The organism is Aster yellows witches'-broom phytoplasma AYWB, from assembly GCF_000012225.1.
Lineage (GTDB): Bacteria > Bacillota_I > Bacilli_A > Acholeplasmatales > Acholeplasmataceae > Phytoplasma.
The window spans coordinates 423,118-444,282 of record NC_007716.1 but is presented as its reverse complement, the minus strand read 5'-3'; the positions used below and the strand labels follow the sequence as shown (position 1 = coordinate 444,282).

The 21,165-nt window shown below is 26.6% G+C and carries 23 protein-coding genes; 8 read left to right on the top strand and 15 right to left on the bottom strand.

Annotation, left to right across the window (positions count from 1 at the left end; translation table 11 throughout):
* Positions 1-70: 70 nt before the first annotated feature.
* The gene (gene pyk / locus AYWB_RS02065) at positions 71-1,411 is read left to right on the top strand and encodes a pyruvate kinase (protein WP_011412715.1); all 1,341 of its coding nucleotides are present in this window, start codon (positions 71-73) and stop codon (positions 1,409-1,411) included.
* Positions 1,412-1,469: 58 nt separating this feature from the next.
* On the opposite strand, the gene AYWB_RS02060 is transcribed toward pyk, so the two are convergent.
* A complete protein-coding gene (locus tag AYWB_RS02060; RefSeq protein WP_011412714.1) occupies positions 1,470-2,675 on the bottom strand; it encodes a hypothetical protein in 1,206 nt (401 codons plus the stop codon).
* A gap of 92 nt (positions 2,676-2,767) precedes the next feature.
* Complete coding sequence (locus AYWB_RS02055) at positions 2,768-3,784, bottom strand: hypothetical protein (protein ID WP_011412713.1); 1,017 nt, start codon at positions 3,782-3,784, stop codon at positions 2,768-2,770.
* Between the two features lie 547 nt (positions 3,785-4,331).
* Here AYWB_RS02055 and pepV point away from each other — a divergent pair.
* From pepV to AYWB_RS02030, 5 genes are all read left to right on the top strand, one after another.
* A complete protein-coding gene (gene pepV, locus AYWB_RS02050) occupies positions 4,332-5,708 on the top strand; it encodes a dipeptidase PepV (RefSeq protein ID WP_011412712.1) in 1,377 nt (458 codons plus the stop codon).
* A 43-nt stretch (positions 5,709-5,751) separates the two neighbouring features.
* Positions 5,752-6,618 (top strand): thymidylate synthase, encoded by an 867-nt coding sequence (locus AYWB_RS02045; protein WP_011412711.1) that lies wholly within the window; start codon positions 5,752-5,754, stop codon positions 6,616-6,618.
* Complete coding sequence (locus AYWB_RS02040) at positions 6,615-7,106, top strand: dihydrofolate reductase (RefSeq protein WP_011412710.1); 492 nt, start codon at positions 6,615-6,617, stop codon at positions 7,104-7,106. Before AYWB_RS02045 ends, AYWB_RS02040 begins: the two co-directional genes overlap by 4 nt.
* Entirely contained in the window at positions 7,100-7,909 is an 810-nt protein-coding gene (locus AYWB_RS02035; RefSeq protein WP_011412709.1) for a lysophospholipid acyltransferase family protein, read from the top strand. Before AYWB_RS02040 ends, AYWB_RS02035 begins: the two co-directional genes overlap by 7 nt.
* A gap of 100 nt (positions 7,910-8,009) precedes the next feature.
* Entirely contained in the window at positions 8,010-8,438 is a 429-nt protein-coding gene (locus AYWB_RS02030; protein WP_011412708.1) for an OsmC family protein, read from the top strand.
* Positions 8,439-8,535: 97 nt separating this feature from the next.
* Here AYWB_RS02030 and AYWB_RS02025 read toward each other — a convergent pair whose 3' ends face one another.
* From AYWB_RS02025 to alaS, 10 genes are all read right to left on the bottom strand, one after another.
* Positions 8,536-8,880: a super-infection exclusion protein B gene (locus tag AYWB_RS02025; protein ID WP_011412707.1), complete on the bottom strand. Its 345-nt coding sequence runs from the start codon at positions 8,878-8,880 to the stop codon at positions 8,536-8,538.
* A gap of 4 nt (positions 8,881-8,884) precedes the next feature.
* Positions 8,885-9,100 (bottom strand): YneF family protein, encoded by a 216-nt coding sequence (locus AYWB_RS02020; protein WP_011412706.1) that lies wholly within the window; start codon positions 9,098-9,100, stop codon positions 8,885-8,887.
* A gap of 39 nt (positions 9,101-9,139) precedes the next feature.
* A complete protein-coding gene (rsmD, locus tag AYWB_RS02015) occupies positions 9,140-9,700 on the bottom strand; it encodes a 16S rRNA (guanine(966)-N(2))-methyltransferase RsmD (RefSeq protein ID WP_011412705.1) in 561 nt (186 codons plus the stop codon).
* Positions 9,697-9,930 carry a hypothetical protein gene (locus tag AYWB_RS03460; protein WP_011412704.1) on the bottom strand — a complete coding sequence of 78 codons (234 nt, stop codon included), beginning with the start codon at positions 9,928-9,930 and terminating at the stop codon, positions 9,697-9,699. Before AYWB_RS03460 ends, rsmD begins: the two co-directional genes overlap by 4 nt.
* A gap of 84 nt (positions 9,931-10,014) precedes the next feature.
* Positions 10,015-10,221, bottom strand: a complete 207-nt coding sequence (locus tag AYWB_RS03455; protein WP_011412703.1) for a hypothetical protein — start codon at positions 10,219-10,221, stop codon at positions 10,015-10,017.
* Positions 10,208-10,777: a YqeG family HAD IIIA-type phosphatase gene (locus AYWB_RS02005; protein WP_011412702.1), complete on the bottom strand. Its 570-nt coding sequence runs from the start codon at positions 10,775-10,777 to the stop codon at positions 10,208-10,210. Before AYWB_RS02005 ends, AYWB_RS03455 begins: the two co-directional genes overlap by 14 nt.
* Complete coding sequence (greA, locus tag AYWB_RS02000) at positions 10,767-11,237, bottom strand: transcription elongation factor GreA (protein ID WP_011412701.1); 471 nt, start codon at positions 11,235-11,237, stop codon at positions 10,767-10,769. Before greA ends, AYWB_RS02005 begins: the two co-directional genes overlap by 11 nt.
* 18 nt (positions 11,238-11,255) lie before the next feature.
* On the bottom strand, positions 11,256-11,873 hold the full coding sequence (locus tag AYWB_RS01995) for an O-methyltransferase (RefSeq protein WP_011412700.1): 618 nt from the start codon (positions 11,871-11,873) through the stop codon (positions 11,256-11,258).
* A 1-nt stretch (position 11,874) separates the two neighbouring features.
* Positions 11,875-12,330: a Holliday junction resolvase RuvX gene (gene ruvX / locus AYWB_RS01990; RefSeq protein ID WP_011412699.1), complete on the bottom strand. Its 456-nt coding sequence runs from the start codon at positions 12,328-12,330 to the stop codon at positions 11,875-11,877.
* 330 nt (positions 12,331-12,660) lie between these two features.
* Positions 12,661-15,255, bottom strand: coding sequence for an alanine--tRNA ligase (alaS, locus tag AYWB_RS01980; protein WP_011412697.1), 2,595 nt, complete (start codon positions 15,253-15,255; stop codon positions 12,661-12,663).
* 545 nt (positions 15,256-15,800) lie between these two features.
* On the opposite strand from alaS, the gene AYWB_RS01975 reads away from it, so the two are divergent.
* On the top strand, positions 15,801-17,060 hold the full coding sequence (locus AYWB_RS01975) for a methyltransferase domain-containing protein (RefSeq protein ID WP_238374403.1): 1,260 nt from the start codon (positions 15,801-15,803) through the stop codon (positions 17,058-17,060).
* A 66-nt stretch (positions 17,061-17,126) separates the two neighbouring features.
* Here AYWB_RS01975 and AYWB_RS01970 read toward each other — a convergent pair whose 3' ends face one another.
* The 3 genes from AYWB_RS01970 to AYWB_RS01960 all read right to left on the bottom strand — a co-directional run bounded on the left by AYWB_RS01970 (position 17,127) and on the right by AYWB_RS01960 (position 20,291).
* Positions 17,127-18,380, bottom strand: coding sequence for an AAA family ATPase (locus AYWB_RS01970; RefSeq protein ID WP_011412695.1), 1,254 nt, complete (start codon positions 18,378-18,380; stop codon positions 17,127-17,129).
* Positions 18,381-18,507: 127 nt separating this feature from the next.
* Positions 18,508-19,191 (bottom strand): ECF transporter S component, encoded by a 684-nt coding sequence (locus AYWB_RS01965; RefSeq protein WP_011412694.1) that lies wholly within the window; start codon positions 19,189-19,191, stop codon positions 18,508-18,510.
* Positions 19,192-19,274: 83 nt separating this feature from the next.
* Positions 19,275-20,291, bottom strand: a complete 1,017-nt coding sequence (locus AYWB_RS01960) for a lipoate--protein ligase (RefSeq protein WP_011412693.1) — start codon at positions 20,289-20,291, stop codon at positions 19,275-19,277.
* Positions 20,292-20,919: 628 nt separating this feature from the next.
* On the opposite strand from AYWB_RS01960, the gene AYWB_RS01955 reads away from it, so the two are divergent.
* On the top strand, positions 20,920-21,123 hold the full coding sequence (locus AYWB_RS01955) for a hypothetical protein (RefSeq protein WP_160122704.1): 204 nt from the start codon (positions 20,920-20,922) through the stop codon (positions 21,121-21,123).
* The last annotated feature ends 42 nt before the right edge of the window (positions 21,124-21,165 follow it).

The window sequence follows — 21,165 nt, the reverse complement described above, 5'->3', positions numbered from 1 at the left end:
TGTTTTAATTTAACTAATTTTGACAATTATTTTTATATATTTTTAAAACCAAAAAAGGATGTAGCTATTCATGAACAAAACTAAAATAATTTGTACCTTAGGACCTGCTTCTTATGAAAAAAACATTTTACAAGCTTTAATTCAAACAGGTTTGAATGTAGCAAGATTTAATTTTTCTCACGCTCAATACGAACAAACTAAACTTTTAATGAAAACTATTAAAACTATTAGCGATAAATTAGACAAACATACAGGACTTATGTTAGATACCAAAGGGCCTGAAATTAGAACTCACAAATTGGATGGTTTAGTAACAATTCAAAAAGATTCTGAAGTAAGAATATCTATGACAGAAGTTTTAGGTAATGCTAAACTTTTTTCAGTTAGTTATACTAATTTATACAATGAATTAAAAGTTGGCGATATGATTAATATTGATGATGGATATTTATCTTTGGAAGTTGTAGGCAAAGATGAATCCAAACAACAATTAGTTACTAAAGCCAAAAATACTCACTCCATCAAATCTCGCAGAGGTGTAAATGTTCCTAAAGTTAATTTAGAAATGGACTTTATTTCTCCTAAAGATTATCAAGATATTGTTTTTGCTGCCCAACAAGATTTTGATTATATTGCTGCTTCATTTGTTAGAAAGTCTCAAGATGTCCAAGATATTAGAAAAATTTTACAAGAACAAGGAAATTCAAACATCCAAATTATTTCTAAAATAGAAAATCAAGAAGGTGTTGATAATTTAGAAGAAATCATTCAAGAATCAGACGGCATTATGGTTGCAAGAGGTGATTTAGGAATAGAAGTTGATGGTGAATTAGTACCGCTTTACCAAACGCGTATTATTAATAAATGTTTAGAATACGGTAAACCAGTTGTAGTAGCTACTCAAATGTTAGAATCCATGCAAAGAAACCCACGCCCAACCAAAGCCGAAACTTCTGATGTTTTTAATGCAGTTAAAGAAGGTACAACCTTTACTATGTTATCAGGCGAAAGTGCTTCAGGTGAATATCCTGTAGAAGCTGTAACTTATATGAAAAAAATTAACTATCAAGCTGAAAAAGTAGTTAATTATCAAGCTTTATCACAAGTATATCAACCTAAAAACTTCAAAGAAAATCTTTTATTAAGTGCTGTTGAATTGGCTTTTCGCACTTTTGTTAAAGCAATTGTTGTTTATGATTTAGAAGATGCTTATAATGTTTCTAAATTTCATCCATCCGTCCCTGTTTTGGCTTTAGTTAAAACTGAACAAGAAGCTCGTCGTTTATTATTAAATTTTGGTGTTTTTCCTTTTGTTTCTGAAAATAAATTACAAACCAAATTGGAAGAACTTACCCAAAAGCAAATTAGTAATTGTATTGTTATTAAAGATGGGAAGATTTATTTTAAATAATAACAAATTAAATAAATATTAAAAAACAGTAGATTGAATTTACAATCTACTGTTTTTTTTAAATTTTGTAATAAAGTGTTTTTGATTGTCCTGTGTGTTTAGAATATACATTAATTTTTCTAAGACTTTTGATATGAGTATTCGAAAACAAACCTTCTGTTTTGTAATTATAAAAAGGAAATTTTAACTCTAAATTTAGTCCATCAAGTGAACAAGGTACTTCAATTTGACATTCAACAGGAAAAGTGGCAATAATTTCATTAGTATTAATTTTTTTTAAAGAAATATGTTTGACATTCAAATAAGAAGGTCCACCTAAAAAAGAGCCTTTTTCATAAATAAGGTCAGTGCAAAAGTTGTTTTGAATAAAGTTTTTGTCATTAAAAGGGTTTTCATCTTGCCAAAGAATATACATATTTTGAGCGCCATTACCTAAAGTTTTTAATGCCTCCAAAGAATAGCAATTATTAGCTTTATCTCTTGTGCCTCCATCAAAATAAACTAATAAAAGGTTTTTGGGTGGTGGTTCTTTGATGCGAGAATCAAAAAAAACTGTGGATTGGATAATTTGAGAATTATACAAACCATAAGAAAAGTTAATTTGATAATGTTGATTAGAAAAGTTTTTTCGTAACCATCCTAACGCCATATCTTTATCGCTTTTTTTTCCTAAATATACATTATAAATATTCATTCCTTGGATTTGAGATTCTAATTGAGGTTTAATTTGTTCACTAAATTGTTTTTCTAGTTCCTTGGGTTTGTTTTTTTCATTTTCCAAAATTAAGATTTTTTCTTTTAAATCTATAATTTTTTGATTTTGGTAAACTAGTTTTTTTTGCATCATTTTTCTTTTATTTTTGGCTTTTTGTAAATGAGGATTTTTTTTGATAGTTTGTGATCTGTTGTTTTGGTTTGGTTTGGGAGTTGATTTTGGTCTGTATTTGTGTGGTTCTTTTATTTCTTCAATTTCTTTTATTTGTGGATACAATGTTTTTGGGGATTTTTGATTGGGATTATCTAAATTGTTTTCTTTGGCTTCTGGAACTTGTTCTTCAATTTTTTCATTTTGTTTTTTTGGTAAAACTTGTAAATCATTATAATTAAAATTTTTGGAGGATAAAGAAGTATTTTTATTAGAATTTTGTGAAGCTTCTAAAGCAAAAAAGTTATTTTGCCATCCTAACCAACCAAACATTATTAAAAGTATAGAAAAGATTATTATTGCAATAATTATGTTTTTTTTAAAAGATGGTATTTTCACTTATCTTTTTTTCCAACATTTCTATTTTATTTTTTATATTTTTATAAATATAAAATAAAAAAGAGGTTATAAACCTCTTTGATATTTTTTAATTATGATTGAATATTTCTTTTTTTAAAAATAACAAAAAGCAAACTTAAAAAAGTGATTGAAATGAATATAATGGAAGCAATAACAATATAAAATCCATAATTTTTATTTTCGTTATTATCTGTTTTTTCGTTTGTTATTTTAGGAGTTAATATTGTTTGTGAGTTATTTGGCAACTCTTCTTCATTTGACATAGAAGTTGTTATTTTTTCAGATAAAGTATTGCTATCACTTAATAAAAGCGTTACTGCTTCTTTAACTCTTTTTACAACTAATTCTTTAGTTGAATCTGGGCTTCCTATTTCTTCTGCAATTACATTTTCAATTGTTTCATCTAATTGACTTTTTGTTATGGATGAATCAATTGGAATATTATAACTTTTTTTAATTTCTTCAATGAACTCTTCTTTATTTATTTTTTTAATTTGATAACTTAATTTAGCTTTTCCTTTATATTTAGGAGATTTTTCCAATGCTTGAATGGTTATAACACCTTTTACGCGATCTTTTTTAGGGAAATCAATATCTTCTTTTGTAATTATTAAACCATCATTTTTATCTTTGATTGCATTTAATAAATCCTCATTAGAAACTAATGCCTCACTGTGCATTTTACTTAATTCTATTTCCCCTAAAGCTTTATTTTTAATTAAATCATTTAGGTCTTCTTTGACATTAAAAATAACTTCCACTTGACCTTTAATTTTTTTAGAATTTTCTTGTGCTTTGATAATTGCTTTGTTATTGATTATCGAAATAACTTCTAAATCTTCTCCAATAGAAATACCACTTTTATTTTTGTAATTTTTTGCAAATTTTTCAATTATTTTTTTTTCATTTGGTGTATTTTCAAAAGATCCTATATGTTTTTCAATAGTATTGATATCTATTGGTTCTGTTGTAATAGCTTTTAAAGTGCAATTAAAACTTATTACAAATAAGATCAAAAGTAATAATGCACTTAAACAATAAATAAACCTTTGTTTTAAACAAGGTTGTTTTTGGTAAATATTTTTCAATGATTTTATATTTTTCTTTCTAATATCTTAATCTTTGCAAAATACACAAATTTGTAAAATGCAAAAATTTTAAGATGAACTAAAGAATTTTAAACGAATTTATTACTAGCGGTTTTTTAAAATTTCTTGAATTCCTTTAAAATCCACTAATATTATAACTTAATCAAAACGAAAAAGAAACACTTTTTTTTTATAAAAAAAATATTTTTCTTTTTTTTAAATGCTAAAAATAATGTTAAAATTTAAGTATTAGGGTGTAGATAAAATATAAAAATAAATGTAGAATTAATATTTTTTGTTTTTCTGCTTTATGCCTTTTTCCCTTATTTTCGTGCAAAAATATGATTATTATGTGGATAAATTATTGATGTTATGAAAGAATTATTAATAAAAAATGTCTTTATCTATGCTTACATTTTTGGTTTTTATATTTTGCAAGTGCCTCCAATAAAATATACAAACAAAAAACAACACAAAAAACGAACAAAAAATTAAAATTAACAAAATTACCAAAAAAAATAAAAATAATAAAAAAAGAGGTTATAAAATGATTGATTTTAAAAAAGAGGTTTTAAAAAGAAAAGACGCCTTAATTGAGGCTTTGCAAACATTATTAAAAATTAACACCGAACTTACTACTTTTGACCCTAATAGAACAGGCGCTCCTTTTGGAAAAGGCAACCAACAAGCCCTTAATTTTATGCTTGATTTGGGATCCCAAAGCGGCTTTAAAACCCTTAATTTGGAAGGATACGCTGGTCATATTGAATACGGAGACCAAAAAGAATGGGTTGGTATGATTGGTCATTTGGATGTTGTTCCTGCAGGAACCGGCTGGTACTATCCGCCTTATGAGGCTTTAATTGTTGATGGCACACTTTATGGCAGAGGAACACAAGACGATAAAGGTCCTACAATGGCAGCTTTCTGGGCTTTGAAAATATTGCACGAACTAAATTTACCGCTTTCCAAAAGAATTAAATTAATTTTGGGTGTCGATGAAGAAACTGGATTTCGTTGTATGAAACACTATTTTAAACAAATTCCTGAATTACCTGTATCTGGTTTTGTTCCGGACAGCCATTTTCCTGCTATTTATTGCGAAAAAGGAATTGGGGATTTGACTTTTGAAGGTGAAGTTTTAGATAATAGAATTGTAAGCATTCAAAGCGGACAAGCCTCTAATGTAGTTCCTGATTTGGCACAAGCAGTTCTAAAATTTGATCCTAATTACCTAGATTTATTCCATAATTTTGTTCAAACTACAAATATCAAAGCCACATTAGAAACCCAAGGAGATTTGTTAAAAATCGAAGTGCATGGCATTTCTGCTCATGGTTCGACTCCTGAAACAGGGGAAAATGCCCTTTATGATTTGATGAAAGTCCTTAAATCATTGGGAATTAAAAATAATTTGGTTGATTTTTTTGACCAATATTTGTTAGATAGTCTGGATGGAAAAAAATTAGGCATTAATCACTTTGATGAAGAAACTTATAATTTAGTTTGTTTTTCTGGAGTTTTAAAATTAGAAAATAATCAAACCTTCTTCACTCTTAATTTAAGATATCCTAAAGGAATTACATTTGAAAAAATCCTTTTTCAATTAGGAAAAGCAGCCAATAATCAACATTTTTGCCTCAAAACTACTCTTCATCATCCCATTATGTATATTGATCCTAAAAGTGAATTGATGCAAACGTTATTGAAAGTTTATCAAAAACACACTAATGATTTATTTTCCAAACCTATGTGTGTTGGTGGTGGTTCTTTTGCTAAATGTGCTCCTAATTTAGTACCTTTTGGACCCACTTTTGTCGATGAAGTTTCCTTAATTCATCAAAAAAATGAATCTATTTCAATTGACCAATTAATTGCTTTAACTGCCATTTACACAGAAGCTTTATATCTTTTGTCCCTGTAAACAACAAACATTTGTTCAATTAAAAAACAAGGAGTTTTAAATTATGAATACTTATTTAGATTTATGTCGTTTTATTTTTCAAAAAGGCAGTTTCAGAAAAGACCGCACTAATACAGGTACCAAAAGTGTTTTTGGTTACCAAATGCGTTTTAATCTTGAAGAAGGTTTTCCTTTGTTAACTACTAAAAAAATGAATCTTAGATCAATTATCCACGAACTTTTATGGTTTTTAAAAGGGGATACTAATATTTTTTATTTGGTACAAAATAATGTTAATATTTGGAATGAATGGCCTTATCAAAAATATCAACAATCAGATTTTTTTCAAAATGAAACATTGAAAGAATTTGTGAAAAAAATCAAAAATGATCCCCTTTTTGCCACCAAACACGGTAATTTAGGTCCTGTTTATGGTAAACAATGGCGCGATTTTAATGGCGTTGATCAAATTAAATTTTTAATTTCTGAAATCAAAGCCAATCCCAATTCGAGGCGTTTGATTCTTAATTCTTGGAATCCCTCCTTATTAAATCAAATGGCATTGCCGCCTTGTCATGTCTTAATTCAATTCTACGTTCACCAAGGCAAACTCTCCTTGCAACTATATCAACGTAGTGGAGATGTTTTTTTGGGAATACCTTTTAATATTGCTTCTTATTCTTTATTGCTTATGATGGTAGCACAAGTAACTAACTTACAACCTTACGAATTTATCCACACTTTAGGAGATGCCCACATTTATTCCAATCACATAACACAAGTTCAGACCCAAATTCAAAGAACCCCTAAAAAACTACCTCAAATGATTTTAAATCCTGACATTAAAAATATTGATGATTTTAAATTTATTGATTTTATTTTAAAAAATTATCAATGTGATGGCATTTTGAAAGGTGATATTGCTGTATGATTAATTTAATTACTGCCTTTGATGGCAATTATTTGATTGGCAAATACAACAAATTACCTTGGCATTATCCCCAAGATTTACAATATTTTAAAAAAATTACCCTCAATAAAAATGTTTTAATGGGGTATGAAACTTATAAATCTTTAAAAAGTTATTTCAAAAACAAGCCTTTTAATTTTAAAAACACTTATGTAGCTTCTTTAAAGCATGATTTAGAATTGCCTAATTTTACTGTAGTTTCTGATTTGCAATCTTTTTTGGAAAGTGATGTTGCCCAAGAAATTTTTATTATTGGTGGAGGAAAAATCTATCAACAAACCTTACCTTGGGTAACAACTTTATACATCACACACATTTTACAAAGACATCAAGGAAACGTTTTTTTCCCCAAAATTGATTTATCACAATACCAATTAATCCAAAAAGAAATTCATCCACAATTAATTTTTGCCATTTATCAAAAGAAATTAGATACGCCCAAATGTTGACTTTTATTTTTTTTGCCATTTGGTTTACATTTGTTTTTTTTCAAATTCCCAAAACTATGCCAGTTGATTTTTCTTTTTGCTACAAACTGCCAGTTAATTTAATTTTTGGTTTGTTGTTGTCTTTTTTTATAACGTTTATAATTTTGGTTTTTTGTCTCGTTTTGATGACCTTTTTACCTCCTAACCATTATTTTAAAGGGTTTGTTTCTCTTAATTTGTCGCGTTTTGTTAACCGTTTTTTAAGAATTAAAGTAGTAGTTCAAAATCCCCATTTGATTCCTTCAAAAGAAAACGTTGTTATTTATGCCAATCACAAGTCGTACACTGATCCTTTTGTTATTGCAAGTGTTATTCCGAGAACTTTGTCGTTTTCTCCCAAACAAAATTTTAATTGTTTTTTTGGAACTGCATGGTTTTTAAAATTAGCTTTTTTGTCTTTGGATTGTATGGTAATTTCAAGGGATGAAATCAGAAAAACTGCCCAAAATTTAATAAATGCAGTTCCCAAAGTTAAAAATGGTATGGTGATGGTAGTTTTTCCTGAGGGAGGTATTAAAGATAGAAATAATGAACAAGCAATGCCACTTTTAGGAGGGGCTTTCAAAATTGCTTGCAAAAGTCAAGCTTCCATTTTGCCTTTAACTATCAAAGGAGCCAGTCAAATCAAAAATAAGCGCTTTTGGCAAAAAAAAGTAGTGGAAATAATTATTCACCCTCCTTTAAAATACGATAATTATTGCAATACAAATATGCATCAATTAGCTATTGATGTGCAAAATATTATTAACTCTAGTTTTAATTAAAATAATTATATTTTAACTTATTTTGGTGTTATAATAAAATAGATGCTTAAAGAAATGCATAAAAAAGAAATATTTTTTTTAATAAAGAAAGGTTTATAATATGATTATTTTTAAAACAATTGCTTATTTTAATCCCCATTTAGATGATTTATGTTTTTTTGAAGAAAAAGAAGGAATCACTAAAAAACTAGTTTCAGCTTTAGAACCAAGCAACAAACAATCAGGGCCTGTTGATTTATTTTGTCTTTGTTGGGCAATTTGTTTTTATAAAACTTCCAAAAAGATTTTAGCAGAACAAGATTACACAAATAAAGATTTAAAAGTAAAAGTAACTTTAGAAATGCAAAAAGATGATAAAGGTTTTTATTTCAAACCTACTGCTATTTTAGGAATCCAAGATATGACGTTGGAACAAACTGAAATAATTGCAAATGCAACTCATAAACGATGCCCTATTTCTCGTTTAATTAGCGCTGATGAAAATGTTTCTGTTAAAGTTGTAAATTACAATGAATTGATTACAGAATAAAATTTTTCAAGTTTATATAATAAAAAACACCTTTTGTTATAAAAGGTGTTTTTTATTATATAAACTTGAAAAATTTTAAATGATTTAAAAAATATTATTAATGGTAAATTTTTTTTAAATCTTTATTTTTGTGAATAATATTTTTTATTAAAGGGTTAAAAACATAATTATTATATTTAGCATCCGAAACTATTTCTTTTAAAAAAATGATATTCAATTGTAATAGATTTTTAGTAATGTTTGCATCTTTTGTTAAGGTAAAAGTTTTATGAGGATTTTGCAAAAAACTTTTTAATATTTCTTGTTCTAAATTGCTACAAGACAATAAATAATTTATAATTTTGTTTTTAACATTTTTGCTATAAAAATAATTCATTATAAAAATAACTAAAAGACAAATAAAAACAATAAAAATAAATGTAAAAAGGAAACTTTCAAACATTATTTTATTTGCCTTGTTTCATGCTGTTCATAATTTGACGAATTTGTTTTTCAGAAGGGGTACGTCCCATTTGACGAAACATTTCTTTGATTTGTTTTTCACTGATTGGAGGATTTTTTTGTAAATGTTTTTTAAACCAACGAAACATTAAAAAAGCTCCGAAAGCTCCACCTAATAAAAATCCTATAATTGGATTTATATATAACCAAATATTGTTCATTTTGAACTCCTTTTTGTTTTTTCTTTTCTTGATTAAAGTCTAAATTTTTTGATAAAATTGGATTTTTTTATTACCGTATTGTTTTTCTTTTTGTAAAACAAATTCTTTAATTTGTGTAGGTAAAACAATTTTTTGATGTAATTCGCAAATAATAATGCTATTTTTATGTGTTAATTTGTTCAAATATTCAAAAGCAGGTAAATAAAAATCTTTAAAATAAGGAGGGTCTAAAATAATAAAATCAAAAATCAAGTTGGCTTTTTGGAATTTTTTTAAAGCTTTAATAAAATGACCATAAAAAATAATGCTTTGTTGCAAATTAATTTTTAATTTTTGGTTATTTTCTTTTAAGGTTTGAAAAGCTTTTACGGAAGCATCAACAAAATAGACTTGTTTAGCATCTCTGCTTAAAGCCTCAAAACCATAAGAACCATTGCCTGCAAATAAATCTAAAAAGATTTTGTTTTTTACTGAGTTTCCCAAAGTATTAAAGAGAGATTCTTTAACCAAAGAGCTAGTGGCTTTGGTTTGGGGTGATGGTACTAGTTTGATTTTGCACCCTTTGAATTTTCCTCCAATGATAATTGTTGTCTTTGTCATGAAACTATTTTTCTTTTGATGGAGTTTTTTAAAGAGGATAAAATTTCTTGATAATTAAAAGTTAAAGGGCACCCTTTTTGACTCAAATAATTAAAATTACTTTTGAGAAGTTTATAGACAGCTTGATTAAGATTAAGGTAAGTTAGCTTTTGAAAATATTTTATTTGAAAAAAATTTCGTTTAGGCTCTAATTTATCATTTAATAATATAATTTTATTGCAATAATTCATTTTTTATTACTCCAAAAATGTTTTTTTTTGATGGCATTAAGAATAGCGATATTTGTGATGCCGAATTCTTTTTTTAATATTTTTTCAGCAGATAGAACGCGAAAAATGGTAGGTTTTTTTTTTGTTGTATTTTTGGATATTGACTTGAGTAAGATGGGGTTTTTGTTGTACTAAGGTATCGTTTTTGTTGTAATTATGAAATAAAACTGCAATTTGAATATGTAATAAAGGTTTGTTATAATGTCTTGACGAATTTTGTGCAAAAAATATATTATTTTCATTTTTCTTCAAAGTCTTGAAATTTTTCTTTCCAAAGGTGATAATCTTGTTTTTTGAGATTAGTTAAAAACTTTTTTTCACGATAAAAACGATTGAATTTGGTAAACGCACTTTCTTGAAGGCGATTTAGGGGTTTCACTAACAAAGAACAAAAACCTGCTTGATTAGCTCCTTTTATATCTGTTTGGAGTTGGTCTCCTATCATCAACATTTGTATGGGCTCTAAATTGAGAAGTTGGCATGCTTTTTGAAAAGCTTTAGGGGATGGTTTTTTGTTTAAAAAATTCAAATATATAAAAGTAAAATCTTTTTTTAAAACTTTATGGAGTCGTTTTTTAGAGGCGTTAGAAAGAATAACAATTTTGAAAACAAGAGATAAATTAGTTAAAAAGGTTTTAATTTGCTCATCTAGAATATTTTTGTTGCATTCAATTAAAGTGTTGTCTAGATCAAAAATTAACGCTTTAATGCCTTTTTTTTGAAACAAGCCAAAAGGAATTTGCAAGACACAAGGAAAATAGTGTTGAGGTATGAAAAGTTTGTTGGGACAAGTCATTTTATTGGACATCTACAATTTTGACTCTAAAAGTGTTTCCAGTTTCGCTGGTAACAAAAACAATATCTCCTATTTGATGCCCTTTGATGTTTTGCCCCAAAGGAGATTCAATCGAAATTTTGTTTGTAAAGGGATCTGCTTCCAAGGTGCTTACTAATTCAATTTCTTGTTGTTGTTTGGTGTGTAAAAGCTCCAAAGATACTTTTTTCCCAATACTTACTTCTCTTTCTTTGGAAACTTTAACTACACGGACATTTTTTAAAATATTTTGGATTTCTGAAATGCGATGTTCTATTAAAGCTTGTTCGTTTCTAGCAGCATCATAATCAGCGTTTTCCGATAAATCCCCTTGTTCGCGCGCTTCTTTTAAAGCTTCTAAATTTTCTTTTCTTTTAACTTCTTTTAAAAAAGTTAATTCTTTTTTTAATTTTTCTATTCCTGTTTGGGTAAGTTCATAAATTTTATTATTCATAAAAAAGACCTTCTTTTTTTATTTTTTTGGTGGTTTTTTCAAAATTACTAAATTTTTTTTGAGATAAGAAATAATTAACCCATCGCCTACATCTTGAAAAGTGGTGGTAAAATCTGGGTGATTTGTTAAAAAAGTTTGAAAAATATGCATTTTTTTGAAAATCCCTTTATTATTTTTAGTCGTTTTTGCTTTTTTAAAACAACTTAAATTGAGGTTATCAAAAATGATAATTCCTTGTTTTTTGAGTAAAGGAACATATTTGTAAAATAACTTTTGATATTGGGCTTTGGCAGCGTCAATAAAAATTAAATCATAGTTTTTTAAATTGCAAGTAGGATAAATTAACGCCTCTGCCCAAATGACATTTATGTGATAAGGAGTTTCTTTTAAAAAGTTTTTAGCTAAATTATAATTTATAAAATCTCTTTCTAAGGTATCAATTTTAGTTGTAAGAGAACTCATAGCCAAAGCACTATATCCAATGGCAGTTCCGATTTCTAAAATATTTTTGATTTTGTTTTGTGAAATTACATCAAGCAACAAAGCTAATCCTTGGTCTTGAATAATGGGGATTTTGTTTTCTTGGGCGTATTTTTTTAATTTTTTTAAGCGCTTTTCTTTTTCAAAATCAAACATTTCAATTCTCTTTGTTTGGGTGTAATTTAATATAATCGAGATAATTTTGTAAAATGATGGATGCTGCAATTTCGTCTTTCATTTGTAAAATTTTGCCTTTTTTTTTGTTATTGGTTTTTAATATTTGGATTGCTTGTACGGTAGATAATCGTTCATCCCATAAAATTACTTTTACTTGACCAAACTTGTTTTCTAGCGTTTTTTTAAAATAATTACTTATTTTGGCTTTAATTCCTATGTCGTTGTTCATGTGTTTGGGGTATCCCAAAATAATTTTTTTAATTTGATATTGAGAAATGATTTTTTGTAAAGGTGCAATCAATTGATCGTATTTGTGGGTGTCAAAAAAAATTGTTTTGAGGTTTTGGGCAATAATTCCTGTTTGTGATAAAGCAATTCCTAAAGTTTTTTCACCTAAATCCAACCCCAAAGATGCATTATTTTGGCAGTTTAACATAATAAAACATTCTCATTTTTTAAAAAATGGTTTGAATGATAAAAATTATTCTTTTCTTCTTGGTTTGGACTCAACTTCATTTTATCAATTTTTTTGTATTTTGAGGCAAATAATTTTATTAATAATTGTTCAAAATAATTGAAAAATATCGGGTTTGGGGTTTTAAAAATATTTAATTTTAACTTTTTTTGCACTTTAATTTTTTTCCTTTTTTATTTTGTTGTTTTTTGTCATTTCAAACACCTTTTAACAATTTTTAGGAATTTTAGGGTTTTCAATAATTTTAGAATTTTTTCTTTGAGGATTTTTATTATAAAATTTTCTAACAGTTTAATTTATTTTTAATTTGTTTTTTACAAAATTAAGCATTTTTTCTAAATTTTGAGTTTTTTTAGTGCCACCCTGAGCTAAACTGGCATTTCCGCCGCCTGAACCACAAGCCAAGGACACACCTTCTTTAATCAAATTGCCTGCATGTAGAGTTTTGCTTTGGCATAAAAAAACAATTTTTTCAGGTTGCACATAAGATAAAAATAAAACTTCTAAATGATATTTATAAAAAATATGATTCATAAAAAATTTGATAACTTCTAAAGGTTTTTCTTCTTTAATGGTTAACATCATTTTTTTGTTAATTTGTGGCGGTAAAAAATTAGATTCTGCTTGTATCATCTTTTTTTGATGATGTTCTAAAACTTTTTTTTCAAAAAGAACTAAGGCTTGTTGTTGTGTTTTGATATGTTTTTGATAATTGATAATATCTTGATAACTTTTGGTTATTGGAGGGAATTTTTTAATTTCAAAATCGAGGTTTTGCGTTTGTAAGGATTTTGCTTTTTGAGTTAATTGGTGCAATTCGTTCTGGTAAGGAGCTAATTTGGCGTTGAGACTTTCTTGGCAATTTTTATTACAAACTGCCTCAATGCGGTAGATGCCAGAGCTAATGCTTTCGTACGACAAAATAGTAAAATGTTCTAAATCTTTAGTGTTTGTGGCATGTGTTCCTCCGCATAAATCCACTGAAAAAGTATCAATATTTACGATTCTTACTTTGTCTTTGTATTTGGCTTTTTGATTTTGTTCTAGAAGAGTGGCGTATTTTTTTTGGGCGTCTTGGATTGAAAGTTGTTCAATTTTGACTGGGACTCTTTTTTGAATTAGTTGGTTTACTTCTTTTTCTATTTGTAATAAAGTTTGGGGAGTGATTTTTTCAAAATGATTAAAATCATAACGCAAAGAGCTAAATCCTACTGATGAACCTTGTTTTTTGATGTGATTGCCTAATTGTTTTTGCAAAACTACTTCCAAAAGATGTGTTGCTGTGTGATGATAAGAAATTTGTTTGCGTTTAGTTTTGTCAATGCAGGCATAAACTTCTTGACCTTCACAAAAGTTTCCTTTAAATTCGTGCAAAATTTGTCCGTTTGGTAGTTTAGTTATTTTGGTAACTTTGTTGTTGTCAATCCAACCTTCATCTTCTATTTGTCCTCCCATATTAGCATAAAAAGGTGTTTTTTCAAGCACTATTCCTTCATCAAAAACTTTGATTACTTTTGTTTTACAAGCAAAATTTGTATAACCTATAAATTCGCTGGGAGTTAAAAAATGGAGAAACGCTTCTTCTTGTTTGTTCATATTTGTTTGTGATGTTTGGTTTTTTTTGCTTAAATTTTGTTGTTCGTGGAGTAATTCTTGGAATTTTTGATAGTCTGTTGTAATGTTTTTCTTTTTAGCGTAATCTAAAATTAAATTTTCGGGAATACCGTAAGTGTCGTATAATTTGAAAAAGTTTTTTCCTGATAAAGTGTTTTGGGTGAGATGTTGTAAAAAAGTTTTTTCCGCAGTTTTGAGAGTTTTTTCAAAAATATTTTCTTGTTGCAATAAAACTTTGGCAATCATTTCTTGGTTGGTGCATAGTTCTTTGTAAAAATCTTTCATCATCGCAACTGTTGGAGGAACCAATTTATATAAAAAAGGTTTTTCTAAACCTAGTTTTTTGCCTTCGTTAGCAGCTCTTCGTAATAATTTTTTTAAGACATAGCCCCTTTTTTCGTTAGTGAGGACTGCTCCGTCATTGATTGCAAAAACCAAAGTTTTTAAGTGATCTGCAATAATTTTAAAACTTTCTTGTCCTGTGTATGTGATTTGTGTCATTTTTTCCAAAGCTTTTATTAAAGGAAAAAAAAGGTCTGTTTCAAAATTGGTTTTGGTGTTTTGTAAAATACAGGCTAAACGTTCTAAACCAGCCCCAGTATCAATGTTTTTGCTTGGTAGTTCTTGATATTTTTCGATAGGTAATTTAGGGTCACAATTATATTGAGAAAAAACAATATTCCAAATTTCGATAAAACGGTCGTTCTCTAAATCTTCGATAATTAGTTCTTTGTTGCGAGGGTCAAAAGTTTTGCCTCTGTCAAAAAAAATCTCGGTGCAAGGACCAGAAGGACCAGGACCTATTTGCCAAAAATTGTCTTTTAAATGAATAAGGTGGTTTTTGTTGACTCCTAAGTCAAGCCAATATTGATAAGTATCTTGGTCTTGAAAAAAATACGTGATGTAGAGTTTTTCTAATGGGAAACCAAACCATTTAGGCGAAGTTAACAACTCAAAGGCGTAATGGATAGCTTCTTTTTTAAAATAATTTCCGATAGAAAAATTGCCTAACATTTCAAAAAAAGTGTGATGTCGTGATGTTTTGCCTACGTTTTTGATGTCTTTGGTACGAATGCATTTTTGCACATTAGTAATGCGTCTAAAAGAAGGCGTTTGTGTGCCATCAAAATATTTTTTTAAAGGGGTAATGCCTGCATTAACCCACAATAAGTTATCTTCGTTTCGCGGTATCAAAGAAAATGATTTTTCGATGTGATGGTTTTTGCTTGCAAAAAATTTGATCCACATTTGTCTAATTTCAAAAGATGTCATTATTAAAACTCCTTTAATTGGGGAAAATTGGGGTGATATTTGATATTAATTTGGTTTTTGATTTGGTCTTTGATGATGCCAAAAAATAATTAGTTTTATTAAAATATATTTTGATTTAATTTTGATTTTTAATATATAATTGATGTCTAAAATATATAAAATTAGAAAACCGATCAAACTTAATTTTAACATTTTTTTATGGCTTTTCTTTATTTTTTTGCATTTTTTCTTTATTTTTAACTTATTTTGGTTTTGTAAAAGCTAAAAATATTTTTTTTTAATTGTTTATAATTATAAAAAGGATTGTTTTAAAAAATGATATAATTTAATTGTTGTTTTGAAATAACAAAATAATTTTAATTTAATATTTTTTATTAACTTAATTTTTTTCTTTTTTGAGCCAAAAAAATAATTATAATAACACAAAAAAACAAAAAGTAAAGGTATCAAAAGTGAAAATCACATCTTTTTACAAAATTTTTAATTCTTCATTTTTTTCAATTTATTTTTTTAAAATTAAAAAAAATTTAAGCTCGTTATTGTTAGTGCTTTTTTCTTCAATAACTTTAATTTGGGCGATTTTTGATAGTTGTTTGCAAACGCATCTAGACTTATTTGCTTATTTTAAAAATATTTTTCATTACACAAGACAAAGTATTTTTTTAATTTTGATAGTTGCAATACTTGCTTTAACTAAATATAGAAATACTAAATTTTATCAAATATTAAGTTTTATTGCTTTGGTAAATATTTTAATTATAAGTTTGGTTTTTTGTGATTTTATTGAAGATCGCAGACAGTATTTTATTTCTGCAAATTGGCAAATACAGCTTATTCCTTATTATTTGCAATATGTCCTTTTTCCTTTGGTTTATTGTTTTTATTTTTGGAAACGATCAATTACTTTTTTGGATTGGAAAAAAGTGTGGATAGTTTTTGTTCATCCTTTTTGCTACTTTTTGTTATCTTCTATTATTTTTGGTTTTAAAGTGGATTTGAAATCGCATTTTATTAATCCTTATTACCAAAACCATTTAATATTAGCTTATTTTAAACTTTTTGTCTCTTTTTTTCTTTTGGCAATGGGTTTAATAGGAGTGCAAAAAATAAAAATTCATCCTTTTTATAAAAGTGCACTTTTAGTGTTGGGAGCATTTTTGATTTGTGTTATTACTAGGGAAACAAGTGATTGGAATCATGCCAAAGAATTGGTGTTTCATCCTCAACAAATGGGATCTTCTCTTTTCCCCGAATCACAAGATATTGCTAAACAATTAAGTAATTTGGTGTTTGAAGAAAAACAAGACTTAGATTCAAAAACAGGTGAAAAAATTTTGGAATTAGGAGCGGGCAGCGGTAATGTTACTAAATATTTAGTACAAAAGTTTGGAGTCAAAAATGTTATCGCTTTGGAATTTGATAAAGAATTATGTAATGTTTTGAGAAATAAATTTCCAGATTTGACAGTTATCGAAGGAGATGCTTGTGATTTTATTGAATTGTTAAAAAAACAAAAAATTTTGCTAGACCAAATAAAAGGGATAGTATCTACTTTGCCTTTGAGTATTTTTTCACAAGAAAAATTGCAAGAACTAAATAAAAATCTTGCCACAGTAATTAAACAAAATAAGATTAGGTTTGTTGAATATCGCTTTTTGCCATTTTTACTTGAAAAACATAATATTGGAGATGGTGTAGAAGAAATTAAAGATACTAAAAATCAAATTTTTGTTTCTAGTGCAATTTTACCAACCAAAGTTTTTATTTTTGCTGCTACTAATACTACAAAAAATATCATTTTATAAATAAAATAAAAAAAGTTAACTTATTTTCTCAGTTAACTTTTTTTATATTTTAGTGTTTTTATAATATTATTTTAATATTCGTTTAATTGCTTGTTCTAAAAAAAGTTTATTAATTTGGTCTTTGTTATTTCTGATAGCCAAAATTAAAGCCTCATTTAGGATGGCTGCAAGTTGGGCACCTGATGCACCTTCAGTAATTAAAGCTAATTTGTAAAAATCAACATCCAAAGAAATATTTTTATTTTTTGCATGAACTTTTAGAATAGCTTCTCTAGCTTTTAGATTAGGTAAATTAATTTTGATTTTACGGTCAAACCTACCCGGACGAATCAAAGCAGGATCTAGCATATCTATTCTATTAGTAGCAGCAATAATGATGATTTGTGAAAGTTTAAAAAAACCATCCATCTCTAATAAAAGTTGGTTTAAGGATTGGTCGTGTTCGCGTGATTCTATGATAGGATTGTTTTTTCTTTTAGCTCCTAAAGTATCTATTTCATCAATAAAAATAATGCAAGGAGTAGTAGTTTTGGCTTTTTGAAATAAATCTCTTATTCTAGAAGCCCCAACTCCTACATAAATTTCGACAAATTCAGAACCAGATACAGCATAAAAAGGGACTTTTGCCTCATTAGCTAATGCTTTTGCAAGTAATGTTTTACCTGTTCCTGGAGGACCTTCTAATAATACTCCTTTAGGGATTGCAAACCCCATTTTATGATATTTTTGAGGATCTTTTAAGAAATCAACTAATTCTTGGATTTCTTTTTCTTCTTCTTCAAGACCCGCTACATCTGCAAAAGTTATTTTGTCTTTGGAAAAACCATTGCTCGCATCAAATCTATTTATTTTTTTTGATAACATTTGTTTAAGATGAATTAAAATATAACATCCAAAAATAAAAGAAACAAAATAACTTATAAATTTGAAATATAATTCTAAAAAATTAAATTGGATATTTTCTTTGGCTTCTACCAAAACATCTTTATATAAATAAAAAGCATGCACTAAATAATCATAATTGGAGACTGTAATTTTACAATAATATTTTTGATTATTAAAACTTTCTGCTTGGATTAAATAATGTTCTTTGGTCCAAATGCTGTATTGGCTTTTATAAGTATAATTAATTTTTTTAATTTCGTTTGTTTTAAATTTTGCAAACATTTCGTACATATTTATTAAAGAAGCGTTTTTTAATTGATTTTTTTCTATCCAAAAATATGATAATTCTAGACTAATTAAAAATAATAAAATTAAAAATAATGGAAAAATAAAGCAGATAATAATTTTGTTTTTGTTAAAAAATTTGAAAAACACTAAGTAGAGGCTCCATGATGAAATTTATAAAAGAAAAGGTTATAAATTATTGTAATTAAATTAATAAAAACAAATATTATACAAAAAAATTATTTTGTTGGGATTTTAAAAAAAGATTTTTTAAAATTTAATGTTCCTTGGAAAAACCATATAAAAATTCCATATTATCTTTAAGGCGTAAATTAATTAAATAAAATAAAGCTCCTATAATAGTATTGCTTACAATAACTGATGAAAAACTATAAATAAGATTAAACGACCAAGAATAATAAGGGCTTTGCATGAACCACTTTAAAAAAGTTTTTTTGGTAAAGTTTTCTTGTAATAAATTAATAAATAAAATGCTTGAAGTAATTTGAACTACACTAATTAACACCAAAGTTATTATAATAGGTGTTTTTTTGGTGAGATGATTTAAGTTTTTTCGATAAAACAAACCCGAAAAAGAGCAGACAAAATAGGGAAGAAAAAATCTGTAAAGGAAAATAAAGGATTTGCTTGCATTTTCATTTTTATGATGATGACTGTGATTATGATTTTGGTGTGTATGGTTTAATAACATTTCCATAAAATAAAATTCTAAAACATAATGAATTAAAAGATAAAATAAACTAGCCCAAAATCCGTATTTGGGTCCAAAAAGATAACCTATTAAAATGATAAAAATTAATTCAATTCGAAAAAAAGAATAATTGCAAGGGATTCCTGCATTAATAGTATAACGAGAAAGAAGTTCCAAAACAAAAGCCAAAAATAACAAGAAAGAAACGGCAATGATTTTTCTTAAAACATTTTTTTGATTATTTAACATAAATATACCTTTGATTTTATTTCCATATTTTATTTTGCTAGTCTATAAAATTTTTTTTAAATTTAGAATTATTTTAGTAATTACTAATAAATTAAATTTTTAAGTTTTTCTTCTAAAATACCTTCTTTAAGTAAGTTCAAAAAATCATCATTAGTAGCATCCAAAATATAAAAACTGATGTTTGTTTTTTTCAAAACTTCTTGTAGTTTTTCAGTTTGATAAGTTATTCCTTCAAAAAGTTTGCTAAATTGTTCTAAATTATCTTCTTTGTGAAAAAAATCTCCAATCAAAGTCATTTTTTCAATTAAACCAAATCTAATATCTAAAAAAATTTCTAATCCGCCCCAAGAAAAACGTTTTTTAAGTATTTTCGTGTGATGGGGTTGGGTTAAAAATAAAAATTCATTAGAAGCAAATTGAAGAGATTCTTTTTCTATTAATTTTATTTCTTGATCGCTAAGTACATAAGTTTGGTCAGTTAAAGCCTCAATTAAATACTGCATTAACTTTTCTTGTGACATATCTGGAAGATAGCCTTTAAGATTAGTTACTCTGGAACGTACACTTGCAATTCCTTTAGAAATTAATTTTTGGTCGTTTGGAGTAATTGTGTTTATCATAGTTTTAAAATCGCAATTATAAAGAAGTGTTCCGTGAGTTACCATTCCATTTTTGTTTTGCATAAAGGCATTTCCAGAAATTTTTTTGCCTTCTAGTAAAATGTCGTTCCTGCCGCTAAATTCAACATTAAGTCCTAATTTTTGTAATGCAACAACAATTTTAGCTAAAAAAGGTTTAAAACTGAAATTTTTTTCTTTTTTGGCAATGATGCTAAAAAGAGGAGTTTGAGGGTCGTTATAAACACATCCCCCACCAGTAGGTCTTCTAAATAAAGGAATTTTATGTTCTTTGATATAATCTAAATTAACTTCGTTTTCAATTATTTGATTTTTGCCAACTACAACTCCTTTGATTTTCCAAATAAAAAAGAAGGTTTTTTCATGGTTTTGCTTTAATAAATGATTAAGGACGTATTGTTCTAGTGTGTAATAAAAATAAGGTTTTAGGTCGCAGATACGATTAATTTTAATCAAAATCATAATAAAATCCCCTTTTAAGGTATTATAAATTTTATTTTAGTCAAAAAAAATGCTATAAATTAAATAAAATTATTGAGAGGCTTAAAAAAGCCTCTTTTTTTAATATACAAAATTCAACGGAAACGCTCATTATATAAATATTAGTTAGCAAAAAAACTTGTCTTTTGTGATAAAATGAAATTAATAGCAAGTTTTTTTATTTTTAAATTGCTGTTAAAAAAATTTAAAAAAATGGGATGGATGTAATAAAAAAATGCAAATCAATTATTCAAAGAGGAATAGGTGATAATTACTAAATAATTTGAAAGTTATTGATTTTTGCTTTGGGAATTAAAATTGAAACTTTTCTTTATTTTTCACTTTTTATACTTATATTGTACTTTATTTTTTTTGTTTTTTAACGTTAAAAAACAAAAAACAACAGCAAAAACCCTTTTTTTGATAAGGGTTTTTCTTATAGTTTTTTTTGTTTCATTAATATAAAAAAATATTATAATAATTCTTTAAATAATAAAAATTAGTTATTTCTAAGAAAAAAAGCACAATTAAAATTAAAATAATTTTTAATCCTTTATTTTTTTTAGTTATTATCAGAAGTTATCACCCATTCCCTCTTTTGATTTTGAATATGAAACAGGTACAGATGAAAAACTTTTTCAAAAGTTTTTTAAAAAAAATATATCAAAAAACAATAAAAAAATTAATTGAATTATTAGAATTAGATGAAAAGACAAACAATTATTACAAAAAAAGATTTTACAATGATTCTGGTGAAGTTGATTCGGTTAATAAAGATACTTGGGATGTAACTTTTGATGAAAATGAACAATAAAACAGAAGAAATGTCTACAAAAGAATTATTTGAAGAAGAAAC